Below are 25,096 nucleotides of genomic sequence, written 5' to 3' on the forward strand. Positions count from 1 at the left end.
GCCTCAGTGCTTGAGGCGGTAGACGACGGTGTCGCCGATGACGCCGATCATCTCGTAGTGGGTGTCCAGCAGGTTCTCGATCCGCGGGACCAGCACCGGCTGGTACGGGGCGACGCCGGAGTCGTCCACGAAGACCTCGGGCAGGCCGTTGGCGAGCTCCTTGTCGAAGGTCTGCCAGGCGTTGTTGACGCTGAACTGCTCGCCGACGTTGCCGCTGCCGTCCTTGCCGCCGCTGTAGTTGGTGAGGAAGCCGGCGGTCAGGTAGCGGCTCGCGGGCTTGCGGTCGGCCAGCCAGTACAGCTCGGGGTGCATGCCCCAGACCAGCACGGTGTCCTTGGGGGTGGTCTGGGCGGCGACCGCGGTGGCGACCTCGGTGTTGCGGCTCATCTGCTCCCCCGGCCAGGCCAGCGCCAGGCCCCAGAAGACCGTGGCGGCGGCCGTGGTGTACACCAGGACGGGCTTCCAGCGGATCGCCGAGGTGGCGACCGCCCCGGTGCCCAGCAGCACCAGCGGGGGCATCAGCTGGAGGTAGTAGTGGCCGAAGAAGTGGAAGCCCACGCTGACCGCGACGGCCGAGGAGAGCAGCCAGACCCACAGGTCGGTGGTCGAGCCGTGCTCCTCGCCGGCCACCGGCAGCGGGCGGTGGCGGTACCTGAACCAGAGCCGGCGGCCGACCGGGAACAGGAAGCCGAGGCCAGCCGCGGCCAGGATGCCGAGGTTGCCGAAGGCCCGGCCGAGCATCTGCAGCCAGGCGCCGCCGAAGGAGGCGTAGTCCCCGCTGCCGGTGACCACCCAGAAGAGGAAGCCCTTGGGCTTGGTGAGGATGACCGCCACCAGCGCTATCGGCACCGCGAAGCCGAACCCGATCTTGAACAGGGCGGGCGGCCAGCGCACCCCGCGCCGGCGGGCGTCCTGGAGGAGCATCCAGAGCACCGGCAGCAGCACCGCGCCGCCGGTCTGCTTGGTCAGCGAGCAGAGCGCGACCGCGATGCCCGCGGCCAGCCAGCGGCGGCGCTCGGCGTACCGGAAGGCGGCCACCATCGCGGGCAGCATGAAGACCTCGAAGGTCGCCGCCTGGGTGTCCTCCGGGGAGAGCCCGATGGAGACCAGCAGGTAGAGCAGTCCGGCGCCGGCCCCGGCCCGGTTGCCCCAGCGGCCGCGGGCGATCGAGGCCAGCAGGATCGCGGTGACCAGGTGGGCCCCCACCGCGAGGGTGCGCAGCGGCCACAGCGAGGCGGAGCCGAAGACGGCGAAGCAGGCCTGGTAGAGCCAGGGGAGCAGCGGCGGCTTGCGGTCCACCACGGTGTCGTAGAGCACCCCGCCGTCCGCGAGCATCCGGGCCTGGGTGGCCAGGAAGCCCTCGTCCGGGCTCCAGACGGGCCGGGCGAAGGACGGGATGTGGGTGGCCACCGCGACCAGGGTGAGCAGCGGCACCAGCCTCGTCCAGTACCCCTGCCGGATGTGGGTACGGGCGCGCGCGGGCAGGCGGTCGACCAGTCCGTCGAGGCGGAGGCGGGTGGGGGTGGGCACGGTTGACAACCTACCGGGCGGGAACGGCGCGGAGAGCGCCGGTCCCGCCATTCAGTGCGATTGTCAGCTCGTCCCGCGACGAACTGTTACGTCGTTACGACAATCGGTCGTCGGGCGGTACGACAATCGGTCGTCGGCGGAACGGGGCAGCGGGCGGCCGGCCCGTTCCGCCGGGGGCGTCTCAGGCCTCGACCGGCGCCGGCTCCAGCTTGGCGACCAGGGCGCCCACCTTCTCGGCGATGGCGGGGGCGGTCAGGCCGATCTCGGCCAGGATCTCGTTCCGGCTGGCGTGGTCCAGGAACTCCTGCGGGATGCCGAAGTCGCGCACCGGCAGGTCCACGTCCGCGTCCCGCAGCGCCTGGGCGACGGCCGCGCCGACGCCGCCCACCCGGCCGTTGTCCTCGATCGTGACGACCACCCGGTGCTCGGCGGCCAGGCCCGGCAGGGCCGGGTCCACCGGCTTGACCCAGCGCGGGTCCACCACGGTGGCGGTGACGCCCCGGGCGGCCAGCAGGTCGGCCACCTCCAGGCTGGTCGGGGCCATCGCGCCGACCGAGACGATCAGCACGTCCGCGCGGTGGGCGCCGGAGGGCTCCCCGGCGGCGCGCAGCACGTCCATGCCGCCGACCCGGCCGACCGCGGCGACGGCGGGGCCGACCGAGCCCTTGGAGTAGCGCACCACCGTCGGGGCGTCCTTGACCTGGACGGCCTCGCGCAGCTGGGCGCGGACCTGGTCGGCGTCGCGCGGGGCGGCCAGCCGCAGGCCCGGGACGACCTGGAGGATCGACATGTCCCACATGCCGTTGTGCGAGGCGCCGTCCGTGCCGGTGACCCCGGCCCGGTCCAGCACGAAGGTGACGCCCAGCTTGTGCAGCGCGACGTCCATCAGGACCTGGTCGAAGGCCCGGTTCAGGAAGGTCGCGTAGACCGCGAACACCGGGTGCAGCCCGTTGGTGGCCAGGCCGGCGGCGCTGGTGACGGCGTGCTGCTCGGCGATGCCGACGTCGAAGATGCGGTCCGGGAACTCCTTGGCGAACGGCGCCAGGCCGACCGGGTGGAGCATCGCGGCGGTGATCGCCACAATGTCCTCGCGCTCGTGGCCGAGCGCGACCATCTCCTCGCCGAAGACCGAGGTCCAGTCCTTGCCCGAGTTCTTGACCGGCAGGCCGGTGTCCGGGTGGATCACGCCGACGGCGTGGAAGCGGTCCTCGTCGTTGTTCTCGGCGGCGTGGTAGCCGCGGCCCTTCTCGGTGAGGCAGTGCACGATCACCGGGCCGCCGAAGCCGCGCGCCTTGGTCAGCGCGGACTCCAGGGCGGTCAGGTCGTGGCCGTCGATCGGGCCGATGTACTTGAGACCGAGGTCCTCGAACATGCCCTGCGGGGCGATGAAGTCCTTGAGGCCCTTCTTGGCGCCGTGCAGCGTCTCGAACAGCTGCTGGCCGACCACCGGGGTGCGCTGGAGGGCGTCCTTGCCCCAGGACAGGAAGCGCTCGTAGCCCTGGGTGGTGCGCAGGGTGGCGAGGTGGTTGGCGAGGCCGCCGATGGTCGGCGAGTAGGAGCGCTCGTTGTCGTTGACGACGATGACGACGGGCAGGTCCTTGGCGTCGGCGATGTTGTTCAGCGCCTCCCAGGCCATGCCGCCGGTGAGCGCGCCGTCACCGATCACGGCGACGACCGGGTCCGTCCTGCCCTGGATCTTGTTGGCCTTGGCCAGGCCGTCCGCGTACGAGAGGACCGTGGAGGCGTGCGAGTTCTCGATCACGTCGTGCTCGGACTCGGCGCGCGAGGGGTAGCCGGACAGGCCGCCGCTCATCTTCAACCGGGAGAAGTCCTGGCGGCCGGTGAGCAGCTTGTGGACGTAGCTCTGGTGGCCGGTGTCGAAGAGGATGCGGTCGCGCGGGGAGTCGAAGACCCGGTGCAGCGCCATGGTCAGCTCGACCACGCCGAGGTTGGGGCCGAGGTGGCCGCCCGTCTTGGAGACCTCGGTCACCAGGAAGGTCCGGATCTCCTGGGCCAGTGCGGCCAGCTGTCCGGGCGTGAGCCGGTCGAGATCGCGCGGTCCCCGAATGCGGGTCAGCAGGGCCACCCGTTCCTCCTCGTTCAGTGTTCGCGGACCACGGACGGTCCGACGGGCGTCGCTGCCCGGTCCGGCGGCAGGCCGGTGGTCGCGGCCGGTACCGACCGGTCGAGTCTAATGTCCGCTACACGGACGCCGAGCGGCGCGCCCGGTGCCGTCGACCGGTTACCGCCATTCCGGGAGGTCGGTCGGGGGACACGGGTCAATCCTCATTGACGAACGGATGTTCGCCGCCGGTTGCGGCCGGACGGGCGAACGGGCCGGGCGGCGGTCGGTGCCGGCCCCGGGCCGGGCGGCCTCAGTGCCGGCCGAGGGCCCCGGACTCACCCATCTCGCTCATCACCAGGGCCAGCGCGCCCAGCACCTCGGCGCGGCCGCCCAGGGTGCCGGGGACCACCGACAGCTGACGGGCCGCGCTGGGGATCGCGTACCGGGCCACCGAGTCGCGGATCGGGGCCAGCACCAGCTCACCGGCCTCGGCGAGGTCGCCGCCCAGGATCACCCGGCGCGGGTTGAGCAGGTTGCACAGGGTCGCCACGCCCGTACCGATCTGGCGGCCGGCGTCGGCGATCACCCGGCGGCAGCCCAGGTCGCCCTGGTGGGCCAGCTCCACCACCCGGGGCAGGGTGAGGTCCGGGCCGAGGGTCGAGGTGAGCAGCGACAGCAGGTAGCGGGAGCCGACGAAGGTCTCCAGGCAGCCCCGGTTGCCGCAGCGGCAGACCGGGCCCGCCTCGTCCAGGGTGATGTGCCCGATCTCACCCGCGGTGCCGCCCGGCCCCCGGTAGATCTGGCCGTTGACCACCAGCCCGGCGCCGACCCCGCTGGCGATCTTGATGTACGCGAGGTCGCTCAGGCCGCGGCCGGCCCCCCAGACCAGCTCGCCCAGCGCGCCCAGGTTGGCGTCGTTGTCCACGTGCACCGGCATGCCGAGCCGCTCCCCCAGCTCCCGGCCCGGGGCGATGCCCGTCCAGCCCGGCAGGATCGCGGTCGAGCCCAGCGCGCCGGTCTCCACGTCGATCGGGCCGGGGACGCCGAGGCCCACGCCGATCACCTTCTCGGGCCGGAAGCCGGCCTGGGCGAGGAGGCGCGCCACCATCGCCTCGGCGCGGTCGAAGCCCTGCGCGGCCGAGACGTCCACGTCGATCGGGGCGCTCTCCTCGGCCAGCACCCGGTGGGCGAGGTTGCCGACGGCCACCCGGAGGTGGGTGTGGCCGAAGTCGATGCCGACCACGATGCCCGCGTCACCGCTGAGCGAGACGCTGCGGGCGCGGCGGCCGCCGGAGGAGGTGTCGGCGACCACGACGGTGCCGCTCTCCTTCAGTTCCCGCACGATGTTGGAGACGGTGGCCGCGGAGAGGCCGGTGCCGCGGGCGATCTCGGCCTGGGTGAGCGAACCGGCCATCCGTACCGCGCGGAGCACCCGTTCCAGGTTCGCCCGGTGCAGGGACGACTGTGAGCCCGGTGTGTCCGTCGACATGATCCACCCTCCCAGGGTGGGGAACCCTCCGCCGGGTGTCCCCTTCAACTCCTGAAGGGTACGGGTCGGGGGGTGCCAGGGTGGGGGTGCCGGGTGGGGGGTGCCGGGTGGGGGCCGGGGTGGCCGCTGCGCGGGCCCGGGGCGGGCGGGGGCGTGGGGGCCGGGTGACCGGAGGGTGAAGGTGTTGCGCGGTGCGGGGGCGGGGGCCCGGATCGGGCGGTCCTGGGAGCGGGCGAAAACCGGCCGCCACTAGCATGGTGCCCAATCTCACCCGTCCCACCGGGCCGCGGTCGGTACCGGCAGGGGGACGCATCCAGACATGACGGGGAATCAGATGGCAGGGGATCACCCTACGCCGGGTGCAGGCGATGCATCCGGCAGCGGCCCGCAGGGCAATCGGGGCGTTTCGTTCGGGCGGCCGGCGGGCGGTGTGGACCCCGCCGCCGTCGCGGACCAGATGACCCAGCTCGACGGCTCGGCGGTTCCGGGGCAGGGCGGGCCGCCGGCCCAGCCTCCGATGCCCCCGGCACCCCCGGCGCCCCCGGCCCAGCCCCCCGCGGGTGGAGCCGACTACGCCGCGTACGCGCCGACGGCGGCCGGAATGCCGGCCCAGCCTCCGGCGGGTGCGCCGGTCGGCCCGTACGACCCGGTGCCCGGTGGGGGCTACCCCGGGGCGGACGCGGGGCAGGGCTACGGCGGCGGCTACAACTACCAGCAGCAGCCGGGCTACTACCCCGGTGCGCCCGTGCCGGCGCCTCCGAAGCAGCGCAACCCCGTCATGCTCTGGGGCGGGATCATCGGCGGTGTGCTGGCGATCGCCATCGTGATCGGGCTGGTCGTGCTGCTCAAGCCCGACCCCAAGCCGGACCCGGGCCCCGGCCCGGTGGCGAACTCGGGCGGCACCAGCACCGTCGGCGGCGACAACGGCGACAACGGCGGGAACAGCGTCGCGCCGGTGCCCGCGCCGGACGGCAAGGCCACGTTCAACGTCGCCTGGAACGCCCCGACGCCCTCCAACACCGATGCCACCAACCAGCTGCTCGGCATCTGGGGCACCGACAAGTACGCCGTCCGCGTCGACAGCGACGGCGTCAAGGCCTACAACCTGACCGACGGCAAGCAGGCCTGGAACATCCCGGTGCCGTCCGGCAGCAAGGAGGTGTGCAGCGCCTCGTACTCCTCCAACTCCAAGAACGTCGCCGCCGTCGCCTTCAACACCGGTGACTACGACTGCTCCACCATCGGCGCCGTGGACCTCACCTCGGGCAAGCTGCTGTGGACCGTCAAGGCCACCGCCGACCGGCTGTCCCAGCCGACCCTGAGCGTCACCGAGAACGTCGTCGCCGTCGGCGGCAACGCGGTGGCCGGGCTGAACATCTCCAACGGCCAGCCCGCCTGGCAGTACCAGCCCCGGGACAAGGACTGCACCATGCGGGCCCGCGCGGCCGGCGACCAGATCGCGATCAGCGACCGCTGCTACATGACCAGCGGCCCGAAGTCGCAACTGGTCATCGTGAACGCCGACTCCGGCAAGACCGTGAGCTCCCCGGTCACCCTGACCGGCACGATCGAGGAGGTCGACTCGGTCATCCAGGACAAGCCGCTGGTCCTGCTGATCACCAACGGCCCGAACGGCGACTACATCCTGCCGTTCGACAAGGACAACAAGCCGGGCAACCAGATGTCCGTCAAGGAGGCCGGCTCGGACAGCCTGCGCCTCTCCGGCCAGGACACCGCCTTCACCCGCAACGTGGTGAGCGGCAGCACCCTGTACGTCCAGGTCAACCCGACCAAGCCGGCCATCAACGCCTACGACCTGAACACCGGCAAGCGCCTGTGGGCGGCCAGCCCCGGTTCGGGCAGCGGCAGCGACATCCGGCTCGTCACCGGCACCGACAAGGCCGGCAAGGTGCGCGCCCTGGTCTCGCAGGGCTACGACAAGCCGTCCCGGCTGGTGACGCTCTCGCCGACCGACGGGTCGATGACCGACATCGGCACCGTCGCGAACGCGAACGGGAAGTTCGACATCAGCATGAGCACCTCGGTGTACTTCGTCTCGGGCGACGGCAACGCGGTGTACGCGTTCCGCCGGTACACCAACACCGACGGTCCGCTGACCAAGTGGCGGAAGTGACGCACTCCGGTCGGTGAGGGTGGGGCGGGGCGGGGCGGGGCGAGTCGGGGCCGGTGGGCCCGGGCCCGCCCCGCCCCCGTTCTGCGGTCGGGATTTCCGGTCCGGATTTCCGGTCGGGCCGCTCGTCGGGCATGCGAGGATTCGGTCCATCAGCCTGACGAAGGAGCGCAGCGAGTGCCCGGCACCAACCTGACCCGCGACGAGGCCCGCACCCGGGCCGACCTCATCCGGGTGGACGCGTACGACATCGAGCTCGACCTCGGCTCGGCCCGCGAGGGCGGTACCTTCCGGTCCACGACCGTGGTCCGGTTCTCCGCGACGACCCCCGGCGCCGACAGCTTCATCGACCTCGTCGCCCCGAGCGTCGAGGAGATCACCCTCAACGGCACGGCCCTCGACCCGGCGAGCTTCGCCGACAGCCGCATCCCGCTGCCCGGCCTGGCGGCCGAGAACGAGCTGCGGGTCGTCGCCGACTGCGCCTACAGCAACACCGGCGAGGGCCTGCACCGGTTCGTCGACCCGGTCGACGGCGAGACCTACCTCTACACCCAGTTCGAGGTGCCGGACGCCCGGCGGGTCTACGCGAACTTCGAACAGCCCGACCTCAAGGCCACGTTCAGGTTCACCGTGACGGCCCCCACCGGCTGGGTCGTGGTGTCCAACTCGCCCACCCCCGAGCCGGTCGGCGAAGGCGCCACCCAGGTCTGGGAGTTCGAGCCCACCGGCCGGATCTCCAGCTACATCACCGCGCTCGTGGCCGGCCCGTACGTCGGGGTCTTCGACACCTACGAGAACGGCGAGCAGCGCGTGCCGCTGGCCGTGTACTGCCGCCCCTCGCTGCGCGAGTTCCTGGACGCCGAGGCGATCTTCGAGGTCACCAAGCAGGGCTTCGACTACTTCCAGGCGAAGTTCGACTTCCCGTACCCGTTCCCCAAGTACGACCAGCTCTTCGTCCCGGAGTTCAACGCCGGCGCGATGGAGAACGCGGGCGCCGTCACCCTGCGCGACCAGTACGTGTTCCGCTCCAAGGTCACCGACGCCGCGTACGAGGCGCGCGCCGCGACGATCCTGCACGAGCTCGCCCACATGTGGTTCGGCGACCTCGTCACCATGGAGTGGTGGAACGACCTCTGGCTCAACGAGTCCTTCGCGACCTTCGCCGAGGCCGTCTGCCAGGCCGAGGCCCCCGGCTCCAAGTGGCCGCAGTCCTGGACCACCTTCGCCAACCAGATGAAGACCTGGGCCTACCGGCAGGACCAGCTGCCCTCGACCCACCCGATCATGGCGGAGATCAACGACCTGGAGGACGTCCAGGTCAACTTCGACGGCATCACCTACGCCAAGGGCGCCTCGGTGCTCAAGCAGCTGGTGGCGTACGTCGGCCAGGACGCCTTCTTCGAGGGCGTGCGCGCCTACTTCAAGCAGCACGCCTGGGGCAACACGCGTTTGAGCGACCTGCTCGGGGCGCTGGAGGAGGCCAGCGGGCGCGACCTCAAGGCATGGTCCAAGTCCTGGCTGGAGACGGCCGGCATCAACGTGCTGCGGCCGTCGGTGGTGCTGAACACGGACGGTGAGATCGAGTCCTTCACCGTGCTGCAGGAGGCGCCCGCGCTGCCGGCCGGCGCCAAGGGCGAGGCCGTGCTGCGGCCGCACCGGATCGCGATCGGGTTCTACGAGCTGGTCGACGGTTCGCTGGTGCGGACGGACCGGATCGAGCTGGACGTCGACGGCCCGCGCACCGAGGTGCCGGAGCTGGTCGGCCGCCACCGCCCGGCCGTCGTGCTGCTCAACGACGACGACCTGTCGTACGCCAAGATCCGGCTGGACGAGGACTCGATGGCCGTCGTCACCGAGCACCTCGGCGGCTTCACCGAGTCGCTGCCGCGCGCGCTGTGCTGGGCCTCCGCCTGGGACATGACCCGCGACGGCGAACTGGCCGCCCGTGACTACCTGTCGCTGGCGCTCTCCGGCATCGGCCGGGAGAGCGACATCGGCGTCGTCCAGTCCGTGCAGCGCCAGGTCAAGCTGGCCCTGGACTCCTACACCGACCCGGACTGGCGCGAGCAGGGCCTGCTCCGCTGGGCCGCCGCCGCCGAGGAGCACCTGCGCGCCGCCGCGCCCGGCAGCGACCACCAGCTGGCCTGGGCCCGCACCTTCGCCTCGGTCGCCCGTACGGACGCTCAGCTCGACCTGCTGGCCGGGCTGCTGGACGGCTCGGTCGAGCTCAAGGGCCTGGCCGTGGACACCGAGCTGCGCTGGGCGCTGCTCGCCCGGCTGTCCGCCACCGGCCGCGCCGACGAGGCCGCGATCGTCGCGGAGCTGGAGCGGGACAACACCGCGGCCGGCCAGGAGCACGCGGCCAGCTGCCGCTCCGCCCGCCCGACCGCGGAGGCCAAGGCCGCGGCCTGGGCCTCGGTGGTGGAGTCGGACAAGCTCACCAACTACGTGCAGGAGGCCGTGATCGCGGGCTTCCAGCAGTCGGACCAGCGGGAGCTGCTGGCGCCGTACGCGGAGAAGTACTTCGCCGCGGTGAAGGGCATCTGGGAGACCCGTAGCCACGAGATCTCGCAGCAGATCATCGTCGGGCTGTACCCGGCGCTCCAGGTGTCGGAGGAGACGCTCGCCGCCACGGACGCCTGGCTGGCCTCGGCCGAGCCGGCGCCGGCGCTGCGCCGTCAGGTCGTCGAGTCGCGGGCCGGGATCGAGCGCGCGCTCAAGGCCCAGGCGGTCGACAAGGCGGCCGGGGCGGCCCGCTGAGGCCGGGGCTCGCTGCCTGCCGCTGAATGCCCGAAGGGGCGCCGGACGGATCGTCCGGCGCCCCTTCGGGGTTCCTGCGGGTCCTGGTGGACCTGTTGCCTGTCCTCGGTGGACGCGGCGGTTCCTCGCGGTTACTTCTTCTTCTTGCCGTACGGCAGACCCGCGAAGGCCGCGATGACGACGAACACGGCGAGCGGGATCAGCACGTACAGGCCGATGGTCTGGCCGGCGCTCAGGCCGGTACCCGGGTCGTCGCCGTCGTCCCTGGTGAGGGCCATGGCGGGCGACGACAGCAGCATCATCAGCGTGACCGTTGCGGAGACCGCGCCGGCTCGCAAAGCGTTCCTCTTGTCCACGATTCCAACTTACCCGCCGCTTACGGGAGGGCGCGCGTCGGGGTGGTGCTGTGGGTTCCGCTTGCGGGATCCGGGTTCCTGGTCAGGGGGTCCTGGCGGTCGGGGGGCTGGGGGGCTGGGCGGCGGCCAGCAGCCGGCCGAGGAGGCGGGCGGTGGGGGCCGCGGCGAGGCGTTCCAGGGTGACCGGGGCGCCCGTGCCGTCGGCGACCGGCAGGCGCCAGTTCGGGTACTGGTCCCAGGTGCCGGGCAGGTTCTGCGGGCGCGGGTCGCCGACCAGGTCCGGCAGCCAGACGCCGACCAGCTCGGCCGGCGTCCGGCCGAGGAAGCGGTACAGGGCCGGCATGGTGAGCGGCTCGTCCGGGGCGAGCAGGCCGAGGGCGGTCAGTTCGGCCCGCCAGGCCGCCAGCTCGTCGGCGGCCTCCTGCTGCTCCTCCGCGAGCGGGCGGGCCAGCAGGCCCAGGCGGTGGCGCAGCTCGACGTGCTCGCCGGAGAGCCGGGCGGCGGTGCTGGGCAGGTCGTGGGTGGTGAGGGTGGCCAGGCAGCCGGGGCGCCAGCGGTCGGGGGGCAGGATGCCGCCGTCGGACTGCCAGTCCCGTTCGAACCAGAGCACGGAGGTGCCGAGGATGCCCCGGGCCGCCAGTTCCTCCCGTACGCCGGGCTCGACCGTGCCCAGGTCCTCGCCGATCACGGCGGTGCCGGCCCGGTGCGCCTCCAGGGCCAGCACGCCGAGCATCGCCTCGGCGTCGTAGCGGACGTAGGCGCCCTCGGTGGGGGGATGGCCCTCGGGCACCCACCAGAGGCGGAACAGGCCCATCACGTGGTCGATGCGGAGCGCGCCCGCGTGGCGGGCGGCGGCGCGCAGGAGTTCCGCGTACGGGGCGTAGCCGGCCTTCGCCAGGGCGTCCGGGCGCCAGGGCGGCAGGCCCCAGTCCTGGCCGTGGGCGTTGAAGGCGTCCGGCGGGGCGCCGGTCGAGATGCCGCCGGCCAGTACGTCCTGGAGCGCCCAGGCGTCGGCGCCGTCCGGGTGGACGCCGACGGCGAGGTCGTGGATCAGGCCGACCGGCATGCCCGCGTCGCGGGCGGCGCGCTGGGCGGCGGCGAGCTGCTGGTCGACCTGCCAGGCGAGCCAGCGGTGGAACTCGACGCTCGGTTCGAGCTCCTTGGCGACCTGGTCGATCTGTGGGCCGTTCGGGTGACGCAGGCCCTTCGGCCAGTGGTGCCAGTCGGCGCCGTGCACCTCGGCGATCGCGTTCCAGAGGGCGTGGCGGCGCAGCCACTCCCCCTCGCGGCGCTGGAACGCCTCGTAGCCGGCCTGGCGGCCGGGGCCGCGCGGGACTTCGTGGAGGAGCTGGAGGGCCTCGCGCTTGAGCGCCCAGACGGCGTCCCGGTCGACCAGGCCGTCGTGGGCGAGGACCTCGTCGCGCAGCCGGGCGGCGCGGTGGACGAGGTCGTCCGTTTCCGTCCGTTGTGCTGCCGTCAGGTAGGCGTACTCGGGGACGGCCTCGATCCGCAGGTGCACCGGGTCGGCGAAGCGGCGGGAGGAGGGGCGGTACGGGGACGGGTCGGAGGGGGTGCCGGGCGTCGCGGGCAGGGCCTGGTGCAGCGGGTTGAGCTGCACGAAGCCCGCGCCGAGTTCCGCGCCGGCCCACTGGGCGAGTTCGGCGAGGTCCCCGAGGTCGCCCATGCCCCAGGAGCGGTCGGACAGCACGGAGTACAGCTGGGTGAGGAACCCCCAGCTGCGGCCGGGGAGTCGGGGCAGCTGCTGGGGGGCGACGATCAGCGCGGACCGCTCCTTCCTGCTGTTGCTCTCCGCGGTGAGGGTGTGCCGACCGAGCGGCAGGTCGGCGGGCAGCCAGTGCGAGTGACCGCGCGACAGCTCCCAACTGCCGCCGTCCTCCAGCTCCACGTGCAGCCGGGCGTCGGCCGGCACGTCCAGCGCGGTGCGGCGGCCCTGCCGGACCACGACGCAGGGCGGCAGCAACCGCTCCCGCTGCTCGGCCCGGTGGCGCTCCAGGGCCTCCCGCACCTCCTCCGGCGACCCGGCCGCCACCCCCAGCGCCCCCAGCACGGCCACCAGCGTCCGCGCCCCCACCGTCTGCCCACCGGCCCCCGGGTACCGGGTGTCCACCCCGTACGCCCGTGCCAGCGCGACCAGTTCGGCGGGCGGCGGCGGCGCGTCCTGCGCCGGCACCTTCCGTCCGTCGGCTCCGTCACTGTCGTGGTAAGCGGCCACTCGCGGCTCCTGCGATGTCTCGGCAACGCCCGGGTAGGACAGCCCAGTCCTACCCGGGTGACGCTTCGATCACGCTGTGCGACACGGGGTGATGGTCGACACCGAAGGATCAACCGCTTGATCGAAATCGACAACCCGCGCCAGCGCCTAGAACTGAGGAATCATTCGCCGGAATTAACCGATACCACGGCGGTCTCATCCATCCTCGCTGCTGTCAAAAACTCATGGAGAGTCTCGACAGGACTCCCATCCCCATCGAGCAGAAGCGTGAACCCCGGAGCGGAATCACCGGATATCCGCACGAGGGAAACGACCCTGCCGGAATCGAGGCAAAACACGGCAACCGATATCTCCGCATGCTCCTCGAAGACGGACTCAATCACACCTCCCATGGCCTCGACATCCGCTCGGTCAACATTCAGCTGAGCACAGACTGTCACCGTGCGCGGTGCCCATCTATCAAATTGCAGAGATATCATCGCTACCTCACAGTCCTGGAAATGAGGACAGGAATGATGGCCCTATCTCCATGGTTTGCCGAAGTGACACCAGCCATATGAGCCGGCCACCAGGCCTGATTTCCAAGAGTAGCCCTTTCCTTATACGGGCGGACCGTGGTGTAGAACTCAAAACTTCCCGGCCCCGCCGTGTCCGGAAGCGGCCCCCTGTGAGCCTGAACAATTCCCTCTTCCGGCCAGAAAATCCTGGACGGATTCCCCCACAACTCGCCAGAAGACTCAACCAGATTTAGGGTTTCAACAGTCTGCGTACTGCTCCCGTTTGAAAGCCGATGAAACGGTCCATACAGCAGCTTCTCTTGAGATTCCTGCGCAGCCTCGTCACCAACATGGGCTACCTCATCGCCCGTTTCCCCACAGTTGTGTACGAGAACCGGCGCCGCCCCCGCGAGCACATAGTACGTGTGGAGCAGGCTGACGGTGAGGTTGTGGGTGGTGACGGCGTAGGGGTAGTTGCGGACGGACTGGATGGTGAGGGTGGTGCCGTCGGGCTGGCGGAGCTTTTCGCCCTGGGTGAGTTCGCCGGCGTCGACCCACTGCTGGCGGGTCTCGCTCCAGTAGGGGTGGTGGTGGGTGGAGGTGATCTTCGACTGGTCGGCGGCCGGGGGGCCGCGGGGGTTGGCGTCGTCGGTGAGGGTGAGGTCGGTGAAGTCCTTGTCGTCGGGGGTGGTGATGGTGGCGGTGACAGTTTCGGGGCGGGTCTCGCCGGTCTGGGGGTCGGTCGCCATGACGACGTCGCCCTCATGGATGTCCTCGATCGACTTGAGCGTCCCGTCGCCCATCAACACCTGGGTGCCGGTCGGGAAGCTGTTCCGACGGATCGGGCAACTGGCGCCCGCCGAGTCGTCGGCTTCCTTGGCTACGGACTTTTCCGAAGTTCCTGCCGCGTCGGCGGCTGATTCTTTTGCTGCTTTTTCTTCGGCTGCCTTGGCTGCTGCCGCTTCGGCCGCTCGGGCCTCCGATGCGGCGGTCTTGGCGGTGACGTAGGCGGCTTCGGCTTCCTTCGCCGCGCGTTCGCCGCCCCTGATGGCGTCGTAGATCCTGTTGATCTCCTTGTAGATCTTCAGGGCCTGGATGCCGACCTTGATGGCCTTGAAGATCTTGCCCCAGGGCAGGGTGTTGAGGGCGGTGTTGATGCAGGCCATCACGTCGCCCTTGGTGAAGCAGTCGCGGGCGTCGTTGAAGCCGATCAGGTCGCCGACGATGTCGACCACCTTGTGCACGAGTTCATCGCGCTTGCGCTTGTTCTCGTTGACGATCTTGTTCGCGTCGTCGAGGGCGTCCTTCGCGTGCTGCTCCGCCGGGGTGGGCGGTGCCGTGGGGAGCTTCCGCTTCGGGGCGACGTGGTCGATGTCGGTGAGGTTGCCGTTGGAGTCCCCGTACCAGCCGGTGCACTCCGTTTCCTGGTTGCAGTCGACGCGCAGGCCGTTCGCGTCGGACTTGTTGATGGGGCTGTTGTTGGCGTACGCGTAGGCGTTCCACTGCTGCGGATCGCCGGCGTCGGTGATGGGGTCGGGGCTGATGAAGCGGCCTGTCTTGGGGTCGTACTCGCGGGCGCCGAGGAGGGTGAAGCCGGTGGCCTTCTCCTTGGTGCCGCCGACGAAGCCCTTGTCGCCGGCCCAGACGCCTGCCGCGGGCTGGGTGCCGCGGTCGTTGCCGAACGGGTCGGTGGGGCGGCGGACGTGGGCGAGGGTCCCCGCGTCGAACTGGACGCCGTTGGTGCCGTGCGGGTCCGCGCTCTGGTAGGCGAGCGTCGACGATCCACTGCTGGTGGTACGGGTGATGGACAGACCGTTGGAGGCCGGGTAGCTGCGGACGTTGGTGACCACTCCGGAGTTGGTGTCCAGGGTGATCTGGTCCGCGCCCAGGTTGAGCGTGGTCTTGCCGGCGTCGCGGCGGATCAGCTGGTTGCCCGACACGTCGTACAGGTAGCTGGTGGCGCCGTTCTCGCCGGTTCCGGTGATCTGGTCGAGCTTGCCCTGGGCGTTCCAGGTCAGCGTCCTGGTGCCCGGGGAGTCGGTGATCGCGGTGGTGTTGCCGGCCGCGTCGTAGGCGTACGAGGTCACCGCGGTGCCGGCCGGGCCGGTCTGGGTGGACTTCATCAGCGCATGCGGACCGCCCGTGCCGCCGCCCGTCTTCGGGTCGGTGGACGGGGTGTTGGGGCCCGTGCCGAAGGTCTGGGTGGTGGTGACGTCCTTGGCGGTGTTACCGGTGACGTCCTTCTGGACCAGCTTGGTGCGGTTGCCGATGAGGTCGTACTCGTACTGCTGCCAGTACGGGGCCGGACCGCCGACGCTCGGCGCTGCTCCGATGGACGGGCCGTCGGAGTTGGTGCAGGCACCGACACCGGGAACGCTCGGCTGCGGCTTGGTGGTCTGGGTGCCGGTGTCGGTCCAGGCCTGGGTGAGGCGGCCGAGGTAGTCGTGGGTGAAGCACTGCAGGTCGGCGACCTGGCCGTCCTGCGCGTTGCGGGCCGAGGTGACCTGGCCCAGCGGGTTGTAGGTGTAGTCGACCGAGTCGACGTGGGCGGTGGTGGCGGTCTGCTTGTCGACGATCGAGCGGGTGACCCGCCCGGTGGCGTCGTCGATGACCATCGTGGCGACGACCTGGGTACCGGCGCCGCCCACCGTGGTGCGGAACGGCCGGCCATAGGGGTCGTAACGGACGTCGGCCACATAGGTCTTGGGCGCAGCCAGGCCGAAGGCACTGGACAGGCCGCCGAAGTTGCCGACGTCGTCGGGGGCGAACCTCAGCGTCTCCCGGGCCATCCCGGCCACGGCCGGAAGGACCGTGGCCGTCAGGCGGCCGCCCTCGTCGTAGGTGTTGTCGGTCTGGTAGACACCGGCCAGGCCGCCCTCGACCGCCGGGATGGTGGTCTTGGCGCCGAGTTCGCGGTAGCCGATGTCATAGCCGGTGATCTCCGACTTGTAGGCGGCACCGTTCACGCCACCGACATAGCGGGTCGTGGAGGTCGGCTTGCCCAGGGCGAGGTTGTCGTACGTCCAAGCGGCGACCTGCTTGGCCGGGTCGACCGCCCCGCCCTCGTAGGCCGCGGTGGTGCGGCCGAGCAGGTCGGTGACGGTGGTCGCGCTCTTGCCCCGCGAGTCCGTGGCCGTGACCAGGTTCTTGCTGTCGTCGTAGGAGGTCGTGCCGGTACCCGAGTCGGGGTCGGTGGTCTTCACCGGGCGGCCGAGCAGGTCGTACTCGTACGACCAGGTGTTGCCAGCCGCGTCCTTGCGCCAGAGCTCCTTGCCCTCCGGCGAGTAGCCGTAGGTGGTCTCGTCGTACGCGCCGGTCGGGGTGTTGGACTTGTACTGGCGCAGCGCCACGGTGTTGCCGCGGGCGTCCGACACGGTCGCGCTGGCGAAGCCACCGGCCGGTGGGGTCACTCGGACCTCGTCGGCGCCGACGAAGTCAGTGTGGGTGCGCCACTGCTCGACGCCGTACGACTGGAAGACGGAGTCGACGGTGCGGCCCATGCCGTCGAACTTCTGGACGGTCTGTGCGGGGACCTTGCTGTCCGGCTGCACCCCGCCGTTGGGCAGGAAGAGCTGTCCGCTGGGCTGGGCCTGGTCGTTGTAGTAGGCGGCGCTGGTCTTGGTCTGCCAGCCGTGCGAGTCGAACAGCGCGTCGGTGATCATGCGGCCGGTGGCGCCCGAGGGCGGGGTCGCCTGGGTCTGCCGGACGCGACCGAGGCCGTCGTAGATGGTGTAGCTGGAGGTGTAGAGCTTGAGGCTGCCCATCAGGGCCTGACTCAGCACCTGCGAGGGCGCGTTGGTGCCGTTGACCGCGTAGGAGAACTTGCGGTTCGGGCGGTCCGGGTTCTTGGTCCGGTCGTTGCCCGGGCTCCAGGCCGCGACCGCTCGGCCGAGGGCGTCGAAGTCCTGCTCGCTGATCCGGCCGTTCTCGTCCTTGATCTTCAGTGGCGAGCCACGACCGACGTCCAGGGTGCTGACGGTCTGCCAGCCCATCGGATTGGTGTGGGTGACCTGGTTCGGCAGCTGGCCGGTGGCCGGGGAGTAGGCGGTCTTGGTCTCGGCGCCGGTCTGGTGGGTGGCGTCGGTGCGGGTCGGGTCGATGGTGCTGATGACCCGGCCATAGGCGTCGAAGCTCGCCCGGCCGGTCGTCCGGTAGACCGGCTGGCCGTTGGCGTCGTACCGCTCCAGGACCTCGGTCGAGGTCTGCTCCGACTTGGCGCCCGCCTGGCCGAGCGGCAGGCCGTCGAAGTAGGCCCGGGTGTCGGAGACCGTGTTGTCCTTGTTCGCCGGCTGCCCGCAGGCGCCCTTGAGGACGAGGGTGTGCGAGGCAAGCTGCGTGGCGGCGCCGCCGGGGCGGGTGGCGTACTCGAAGGAGGTGCAGAGCAGTTGCTCGGGGTGGGCCAGATCCCCGTTGTCGTAGACCGTGAGCGGGCGGGCGAACGGCGTCGAGTCGTAGGTGGTGGAGCGCTCACGGGTGCGCCAGCCGTTGGCCAGCTTCTCGCGGTCGGTCACCTTGAGGGAGTTCACGGCCCTGGCGGTGATCGCGGGCATCCCGCCGGATTGGCTGCGGGTGGCCGTGATCGGTCCGATCCACGGGTCGGAGACCGTGGTGGAGAGGAGCTCTCCCGACTCACCGTTGTAGTTGGCGGAGTCGCGGATGTAGCCGGCCAGGACGTTCTCGTCCTTGATCGTTCCGCCGTGGACGTCCGTGACGGTCACCTGGCGGGTGGATCCGTTGGCGAGGACGTCGCCGTCCATGCCCCGGAGGAAGGTGGCCACCGACTTGGTACGCGGTGCCTCGACGTCGCTGCCGCTACCTGTGAGGGTGGTGACCGTGGCGTAGCCGCGGAACTGGTCCCAGGTGCGCGCCTTGGGGTTGGGCATCTCGGAGTCGTTGCGGTGCCAGGCCGCGCCGCCGCCGTAGACGTAGTTGGTGACGACCAGCGGGTTGCCGCCGGCGACCGAGTCCTCCTGGGTCACCGACTGCACGATGATCTTGTTGAACCAGTCGTTGACCGGGTCCGGATCACTCTGGCCGGGCAGGTACCACTTGACCGGCATGCAGGCCATCGTGTTGCTGTCCTCGGACGCCGGCATCGTGCCGCCGGCTTCCCTGGAGCACTCGGCGGGGCGGTAGACGACGTTGATCAGACCACCGGTCTCGGTGGTGATCTTCTGGATGCGCGGGCGGTTGTACGGCTCGATCGAGGCCGAGGTGCCGTCCGGGCGGACGATCTTGCCCGCCACGCGGTTGGCGATCTGCTGCGGCTGGAAGGACACCGCGGGCAGGGTGATGGGCGTGCGGTTGTTGGTACCGGTGCGCTGGACGGAGTCGAGCCACAGCGACGGCGAGGTGCCGTCACCCGGGTCCTGGAAGGACTGGTTGAGGGCGAAGGAGTCGACCTGGCGGTACGAGCCACCGGTCCAGACCTCGGTGTCGATCCTGGTGAGCCGCTTGGTGGTCCAGAAGGTGGGCGAGGAGACGGTGCAGTCGCCGGTCGCGTCGCAGTTCTGGTCGATCGGGGTGTCCGGCCAGCGCTTGGCGTTGGCCTTGTTCCGCTGGGACGGGTCGCAGGAGAAGGCGCTGTCCGGCAGGCAGCGCTCCGCCGTACGGAACCACACCTGGGCGGCCGGGTTGGCCTTGCCCTTGGCGGCGATCTGGTCGGGCAGGCGCTGGCCGTAACCGACCCAGGTCGGGTAACTGGCGCGCTGGTACTGGGTCCTGGGGCCGTTGCCGTTGTTCTGGCCGCCGCCCTGGACGTAGTAGTTCTGCTCCTGGTCGTACCGGTAGGTGATCAGGTTCTGGTGCGGGTCGACGACGTAGTCCAGCGACCACTGCCAGCCCATCTGGTTCCAGGTCTTGGTGGCCGGGGAGCCGTCCTTGAGGCACGGGTCCTGCCCGCCGGGCCAGTAGATCGGCACGGTGGAGACGGAGTTGCTGGCCTGGTCACTGCCGTCGCCGCCGGGCAGGTGGTTGGCGCCGAAGTAGTACTGGGTGCCGTCGCCGGTGGTGATCCGCCAGGCCTCGCCGTTCCAGGCGCCGTTGCTCTGGCCGGTCAGCCGCTCGACCTTGGTGCCGTCCTCGCCCTGGAGGTGCCACTCGCAGGACTTGTCGTCCTTGACCAGCTGGCCCGCGTGGCCCGCGAGCGAGAGCTGGAGCAGGTCACCGCCCCAGCACTGGTCGCCGGAGCCTTCGACCCCGGCGTCCTTGCAGCTCTTGTAGCCACGGACGATGGAACCCGGGTGCCACTCCCAGCCGTCGCCGATCCAGGACGGCTGGGCATTGGTGGAGGCGGTCTTGCCGTCCACGGCGGAGGAGTCGTAGCCCAGCGAGACCGCCGGCGCCGCACCCGCCAGCGCGGAGGGCAGCTCGACGGTGTAGCCGTAGGTGAAGTTGCCCGCGTTCGCACCGGCCTGCCAGGAGGCGGACGGGGTGATCGGCGATGCGGTGAAGTCACCGCTGCTGCCCTTGACGTCCGCCTCCACGGCGAGCGCGACGCTCGAGGAGGAACCGGCCGCCGGGCTGTCGAACGCCCCGGCGGAGAAGGACTTGGCAACGGAGGACTTGGTGGCGGTCGACTGCGGAACGTCGACCTCGACGGTCAGCCGGCCGGTGGCCTCGTCGTGCTGGGACCGGACCGGGGTACGGGTGGTGCAACCGGCGGCGCCGGGAGTGGTCAGCGCGCACCCGGGCAGCTGGACGATCCGGGCGCGGGAGCCCCAGTTGGCGCCCGCGTTCTTGGCCCAGGCCTGGATGTCGATCCCGATCTGCACCCGGTCGGCCCGGCTGCCCGCGCCGGTGTCGGTGAGGGCGAGCAGGGCGCCGTTGACGCCTGCGGCCTTGGTCCGGCCCTGGTCCGCCAGGTCGACCTGGAGGGTGGGCGCGGCGGCAGGGGCATCGTTCGCCGGAGCCGCGGCCGCGGACTTGGCGGCGGCGCTCTTGGCGCCCGCGACGGGCGCGATCCAGACCGGCAGGGAGCCCGCCTGGACCGGCTGGGAGGGCAGGGCGGTCGGCGACGCGTCGGCGGCCGCCGGTGCCATGGCGGCCTTGCCGGCGACTCCAGCGCCGCCGAGCACAGCGGTCGCTCTCCCCGATGGTGGACTGGAGTCGGCTGGTGGCGACCACTTCTTGCCCGGGTCGGGCGTGTGGCCCGCGGGCTTGCCGTTCGCGCCCTTCACCGGGTGGACGTCCGGCACCGGAGTGTTCGGCGGCACCCAGACCTCGGGCGGGGCGGCGGCCTTGGCGAACGCTTGAACCGACGGGAGCGTGACCACGGACATGCACACGGCCAGAGCGGCCGCCGTGGCGAGCCGGGAACTGCGTGTTCGGGTGAACAGACGGAAGCGACGCGGCACTTGATCCCCCCACGGATTGCCAAGCGTTTAAGCGGACCGACCCCAACGGCCCAAGCCCCCGGAACCTTAGGCGCATACGACCAACCCATGGCAGGGAAAGCCTAAAATCCCATCGCGTGACGAGAGTCACACGGAGAGCAATGTGGAACCAGCCCGACAACTCGGACGACCTGTCGACAAAAAGCTTTGACGGCGGAGCGATTGTGAAGGCAGCGTGCGGCTGACCTCTGCTCACACCTTCTTCTACGACGGGTTCTTCATGTCGAGGCCACAACCTCCCTCTTCTGCAATTCGCCGACGAACAGTGAGAAAGCGGACATTCGGCGCCGCCCTGCTCCCGCTCGCCTGCACCGCCGCACTCTCCCTCGGCGCGGGCCTGCTGACCGTGCCGACCATCGCGGCCGCGGCCCCGGCCGATCGCAACCACGGCCCCGCCGACCCCTCCTGGCCGGCGACGCCGCCCCCGCCCGCCAAGGACGGCTCCGACCCCCGGGCGGCGCAGGTCGCCGCGATCCGCGCGGCCCAGGCGACGGCGAAGAGCACCGGAAAGCCCACCGTCGTCGACGCGTTGACCACGGGCAGCAGCCGGACCACCGCCAACCCGGACGGCACCCTGGCCACCGACTCCACCCCGGTGGTGGAGCGGGTCAAGAACGCCGACGGCAGCTGGCGACCGGTCGACGCGACGCTCCGGGCCAACCCGGACGGGACGCTCGCCCCGGCCGCCGTCCCCTCCGCGCTCACCTTCTCCGGCGGCGGCAGCGGCCCCCTGGCGACCATGACGACGGCGGACGGCAGGAAGCTGTCGGTCAAGGCGCCGTTCGACCTGCCGAAGCCCGAACTCAGCGGCGACAGCGCGCTCTACCGCTCCGTCCTGCCCGACGTCGACCTGGAGCTGAGCGCCACCACCGCCGGCGGCTGGCGCCAGGTCCTGATCGTCCGCAGCGCGAATGCGGCGACCGACCCGAAGATCACGAAGCTGCACCTCGACACCGCCACCGACGGCCTGACCGTCAAGGCCGACGCCAACGGCAACCTGACGGCCGAGGACGCAGCCGGCAAGGCCCGATTCACCGCACCCGTACCGGTCCTGTGGGACTCCAGCACGGCCGCCGGCACACCTGCCCCGGCGGCCCAGCCGAAGACCCGGAGCAAGCTCGCGGCCGCCGCCCCGTCGGCGGAGGACGCCCCGGCCGTGCCAGGATCCAGCAGCAAGGCACCGGGCCCCGACGCGAGGACCGCACCGATCGCCACCACCGTCAGCGGTGGCGGCATCGACCTGGTTCCGGATGCCTCGGTCCTCGGTCAGGGCACCGGCCCGTGGTTCATCGACCCGGGCTGGAACCCCAGCGTCGACAACGGCGCCCAGGCCTGGGCCCAGGTGCAGTGGGCCTACCCCGACAACCGCGAGTACAACGGCACCCAGTACGGCCAGGACAAGCCGGCCGCCGGCTACTGCGGCTACATCGACACCAACAACCGCTGCACGAAGGAGGGCAGGGAGCGGGCGTACTTCCAGGTCGGCCTGAACTCGGTCTTCTGGGACTCGGCCGTACAGAGCGCCAAGCTCTACGCCACCGTCGCGGCCTCGTCCAGCCCCTCGACCCCGTCCCCGATGGGCCTCTACTCGACCGGCTCGGGCACCAGCAACCCCATCAACCAATGGACGACCTGGAACGCCCAGCCCTGCCCTGAGCTCGGCAACTGCGCCAAGGTCGGGATGAACTGGATCAAGGGCGAGGGCGGCGTCGAGTACGACGTCACCGGTCAGATGGCTCAGGCCGCGCGCGAGCACTGGGGCGGCTGGACCTTCCTGTTCGCCCCCGACGACGAGGGCAACAAGTTCCTCCGCGAGCGGTTCGCCAACAACCCGCACATCGTCGTCACCTACGACTTCGCCCCGCACATCGGCAGCCCGGGCGCCAGCCCGACACCGGGCTTCGCCCGCGACGCGGCGTACGACCAGTGCCAGACCCCCGGCACCACGAACCCTTGGGAGAACCCCGGGTGGGTCGGGATCAACACCGACATCAACCTGGCCGCCGACACCTGGTCGCCGACCGGTGAGCAGCTCTGGACCACGTTCAAGATCTGGGACGACGACGACCACGGCTCGTCGAAGACCTACGAGACCGGCTGGGCCGCCAGTTCGGGCCGCCGGAACGTGAGCGTCGGCTCGCTGATCGACGGTCACCAGTACGGCTGGCTCGCCCACACCGGCGACGGCACGCTCGACAGCGGCAACAGCGCGATGTGCTTCCTGCGCATCGACCGCACCCCGCCGACCGCCCGCGTCACCTCAACCGACTTCCCCGAGTCCGGCACCCTGGGCGGGCACCCCAAGCTCGTCGGCCAGGAGGGCGTCTTCACCCTGACCGGCACCGACCCGGCCCCGGCCAACGGCGGCCGCTCCTCCGGCCTGGCCTGCGCCCGCTGGACCACCGACCCGATCCAGGCCGCGGCCACCGGGTGGGGCTGCAACGACGGCGGCAACATCGTCAAGATGGACGGCAACGGCAGCTTCCCGTTGAAGTACACCCCCTGGCACTGGGGGACCAACTTCCTGTACCTGCAGACCCAGGACAACGCCGGCAACATGTCGCAGCCGGTCGCCTACACCTACTTCGTGCCGAGCAACCCGGCCGCCGGCGACCCGGTCATGGGCGATGTCGACGGTGACCGCAAGGCCGACGTCCTGCTGCCGGACGGCACCGGCTCGCTGCGCCTGGTCGGCGCGAACGCCGATCCGTACGCGGCCCCGAACACCAAGCCGGCCTCTGCGCCGGGAGCGGCCGACAACCAGGACTGGAGCACGGCCCAGATCACCCACCGGGGTTCGTTCAGCGATCGGAACGTGGACGACCTGGTCGCCCACGCTCCCGGCAGCCCGTTCCTCTCCCTGTATCCGAACGACGACATCGCAGGACACCTCGACGGCCAGGCGGCGACCACCCTGACCAAGAGCCGGACCTGCACCCTGCCGGACGGCACCCCGATCGACTGCGCGGCCTACGGCAACGGCGCCGACTGGTCCGCGGTGACCCAGATCGCCGCATTCGGTTCCCCCTTCGGCGACACGCCCGACAGGCCGGGCACCTCCACGGCCGGTCTGCCCCGTTCCTCCCTGTTGTTCGTCGAGAAGAGCCGGCTGTGGCTCAACCTGTCGTACAACGTCAAGCAGCTCGACGGCCCCGCCATCCTGCTCTCCCAGAGCCAGGCCTGGGACTCCTACGACCTGATCACCCCCGGCCCGACCAAGGGCACCAACATCCCCACCGTCTGGGGCCGTTCGAAGTGGGACGGCACCATCCACGCCTACCAGCTGGCCAAGGGCGCCGCCCAGGGCACCTTCGACGCCTCCGCGTTCTCCGAACCCACCAAGGGCTGGCTGGCCAACGGCGTCGACGCCAAGCTGTACCCGAGGGTCGGCTCCAACGGCGACGTGACGGGTGACGGCGTCCCGGACCTCTGGGCCGTCGACACCAACAACCAGCTGGTCGCCTGGGCCGGCGTCGGCACCAAGGCGGCGGACGTCAACAGCGGCCCGACCGTGACCGGTCTGGAGACCACGCCGGTCGTGCTCGGCAACCTCAACCGCCCGATCGGCAACTGGCTGGCCGCGCCCGACGGCGGCAACACCGTCAAGGACGGCCAGAAGAAGGCCGACGGCACGGCCGTGGGCGTGAGTTGGGTCCAGGACACCGTGGACGGCCGCGCCGCCACCGTGGGCGCTTTCAGCCCCGGAGCCGGCTCGACCGTCACGATGTCGCGCCCGGTGGTGGACGCCCTCAAGAGCTTCACGGTCTCCACCTGGGCCAGGACCGGCCCGAAGGGCGGCATCGTCGCCAGCCAGGACGCCGTGCACAGCAGCAACTTCATCCTGTACGCCGACGCCAAGTACGGCTTCTGGGCCTTCGCCCTGTCGGTCAGTGACGACGACAGCTGGTCGTACGACTACACGGACACCCGGAACGCCTCCGCCTACTTCCGGCCCGGCGTGTGGACCCGGCTCACCGCCTCCTACAACGCGGACACCGGCGCCATGTCGCTGTACGTGGACGGCGTGCTCGCCACGACCGGCTACCACCGGGCGAGCACCAGCCCGCCGCCCTCGGGGCCGTTCGTGCTGGGCCGGTACAAGTACCAGTCCAAGCCGACGGACAGCTTCGACGGGAGCATCAGCAGCACCGCGGCCTACCCGTTCGCGGTGGCGCCCACCGCGCCGGGCGCCGCGAGTGTCATCCGCTCGCGCGTCGACGCGAACAAGTGCGTCGACCTCAACGGCGGTGTGGCCGCCAGCGGGTCGGCGATCCAGCTGTACGACTGCAACGGCAGCACCGCCCAGCAGTTCTCGCTGGGCGGTGACGGCACCGTCCGGGTCATGAACGGGTGCATGGCCCCGGCGAACGCCGGTACGGGCAACGGCACGCCGATGGAGTACCGCACCTGTGACGGCACCGCGGCGCAGAAGTGGATCCCGCTCGCGAACGAGGTGCTGTACCACCCGGCGTCCGGCCGCTGCCTCGACCTCCCTAACGGGCGCACGGACAACGGCACCCGGCTCGGGCTCTGGGACTGCCAGCTCGACCAGCTCGGGCCCAACCACCAGTGGTCCGTCCCGAACCTGCGGACGGCGGTGCTGCCCGCGCCCCCGCGTTCCTGACTCCGTGTCCTGATCGC

General features: G+C 71.1%; 9 protein-coding genes. 3 read left to right on the forward strand and 6 right to left on the reverse strand.

Annotation, left to right across the window (positions count from 1 at the left end; all coding sequences use genetic code 11):
- Window positions 1-3: 3 nt before the first annotated feature.
- The 3 genes from ACZ4W5_RS22485 to ACZ4W5_RS22495 all read right to left on the reverse strand — a co-directional run bounded on the left by ACZ4W5_RS22485 (window position 4) and on the right by ACZ4W5_RS22495 (window position 5,084).
- Window positions 4-1,530: an ArnT family glycosyltransferase gene (locus tag ACZ4W5_RS22485; RefSeq protein WP_360243908.1), complete on the reverse strand. Its 1,527-nt coding sequence runs from the start codon at window positions 1,528-1,530 to the stop codon at window positions 4-6.
- Between the two features lie 181 nt (window positions 1,531-1,711).
- Entirely contained in the window at window positions 1,712-3,616 is a 1,905-nt protein-coding gene (gene dxs, locus ACZ4W5_RS22490; protein ID WP_360243911.1) for a 1-deoxy-D-xylulose-5-phosphate synthase, read from the reverse strand.
- Between the two features lie 289 nt (window positions 3,617-3,905).
- Entirely contained in the window at window positions 3,906-5,084 is a 1,179-nt protein-coding gene (locus tag ACZ4W5_RS22495; RefSeq protein ID WP_360243914.1) for an ROK family transcriptional regulator, read from the reverse strand.
- Window positions 5,085-5,685: 601 nt separating this feature from the next.
- On the opposite strand from ACZ4W5_RS22495, the gene ACZ4W5_RS22500 reads away from it, so the two are divergent.
- A complete protein-coding gene (locus ACZ4W5_RS22500) occupies window positions 5,686-7,218 on the forward strand; it encodes an outer membrane protein assembly factor BamB family protein (protein ID WP_465656441.1) in 1,533 nt (510 codons plus the stop codon).
- Window positions 7,219-7,392: 174 nt separating this feature from the next.
- The gene (gene pepN / locus ACZ4W5_RS22505) at window positions 7,393-9,975 is read left to right on the forward strand and encodes an aminopeptidase N (protein WP_465656443.1); all 2,583 of its coding nucleotides are present in this window, start codon (window positions 7,393-7,395) and stop codon (window positions 9,973-9,975) included.
- 131 nt (window positions 9,976-10,106) lie between these two features.
- Here pepN and ACZ4W5_RS22510 read toward each other — a convergent pair whose 3' ends face one another.
- From ACZ4W5_RS22510 to ACZ4W5_RS22520, 3 genes are all read right to left on the reverse strand, one after another.
- The gene (locus ACZ4W5_RS22510; protein ID WP_360243922.1) at window positions 10,107-10,331 is read right to left on the reverse strand and encodes a hypothetical protein; all 225 of its coding nucleotides are present in this window, start codon (window positions 10,329-10,331) and stop codon (window positions 10,107-10,109) included.
- An 82-nt stretch (window positions 10,332-10,413) separates the two neighbouring features.
- Window positions 10,414-12,564 (reverse strand): 4-alpha-glucanotransferase, encoded by a 2,151-nt coding sequence (gene malQ / locus ACZ4W5_RS22515; RefSeq protein ID WP_465656445.1) that lies wholly within the window; start codon window positions 12,562-12,564, stop codon window positions 10,414-10,416.
- Between the two features lie 481 nt (window positions 12,565-13,045).
- A complete protein-coding gene (locus tag ACZ4W5_RS22520) occupies window positions 13,046-20,341 on the reverse strand; it encodes an RHS repeat-associated core domain-containing protein (protein ID WP_465656447.1) in 7,296 nt (2,431 codons plus the stop codon).
- A gap of 379 nt (window positions 20,342-20,720) precedes the next feature.
- Here ACZ4W5_RS22520 and ACZ4W5_RS22525 point away from each other — a divergent pair, with 379 nt between their 5' ends.
- Window positions 20,721-25,079, forward strand: coding sequence for a ricin-type beta-trefoil lectin domain protein (locus tag ACZ4W5_RS22525; protein WP_465656449.1), 4,359 nt, complete (start codon window positions 20,721-20,723; stop codon window positions 25,077-25,079).
- Window positions 25,080-25,096 lie beyond the last annotated feature (17 nt).

This window comes from Kitasatospora sp. NPDC029367, from assembly GCF_055569135.1.

What these genes read in the sequence shown, in the direction of transcription:
- ACZ4W5_RS22495 (WP_360243914.1), bottom strand. Translation starts at nt 5,084, where the DNA reads ATGTCGACGGACACACCGGGCTCACAGTCGTCCCTGCACCGGGCGAAC.
- ACZ4W5_RS22500 (WP_465656441.1), top strand. Translation starts at nt 5,686, where the DNA reads ATGCCGGCCCAGCCTCCGGCGGGTGCGCCGGTCGGCCCGTACGACCCG.
- ACZ4W5_RS22520 (WP_465656447.1), bottom strand. Translation starts at nt 20,341, where the DNA reads ATGTCCGTGGTCACGCTCCCGTCGGTTCAAGCGTTCGCCAAGGCCGCC.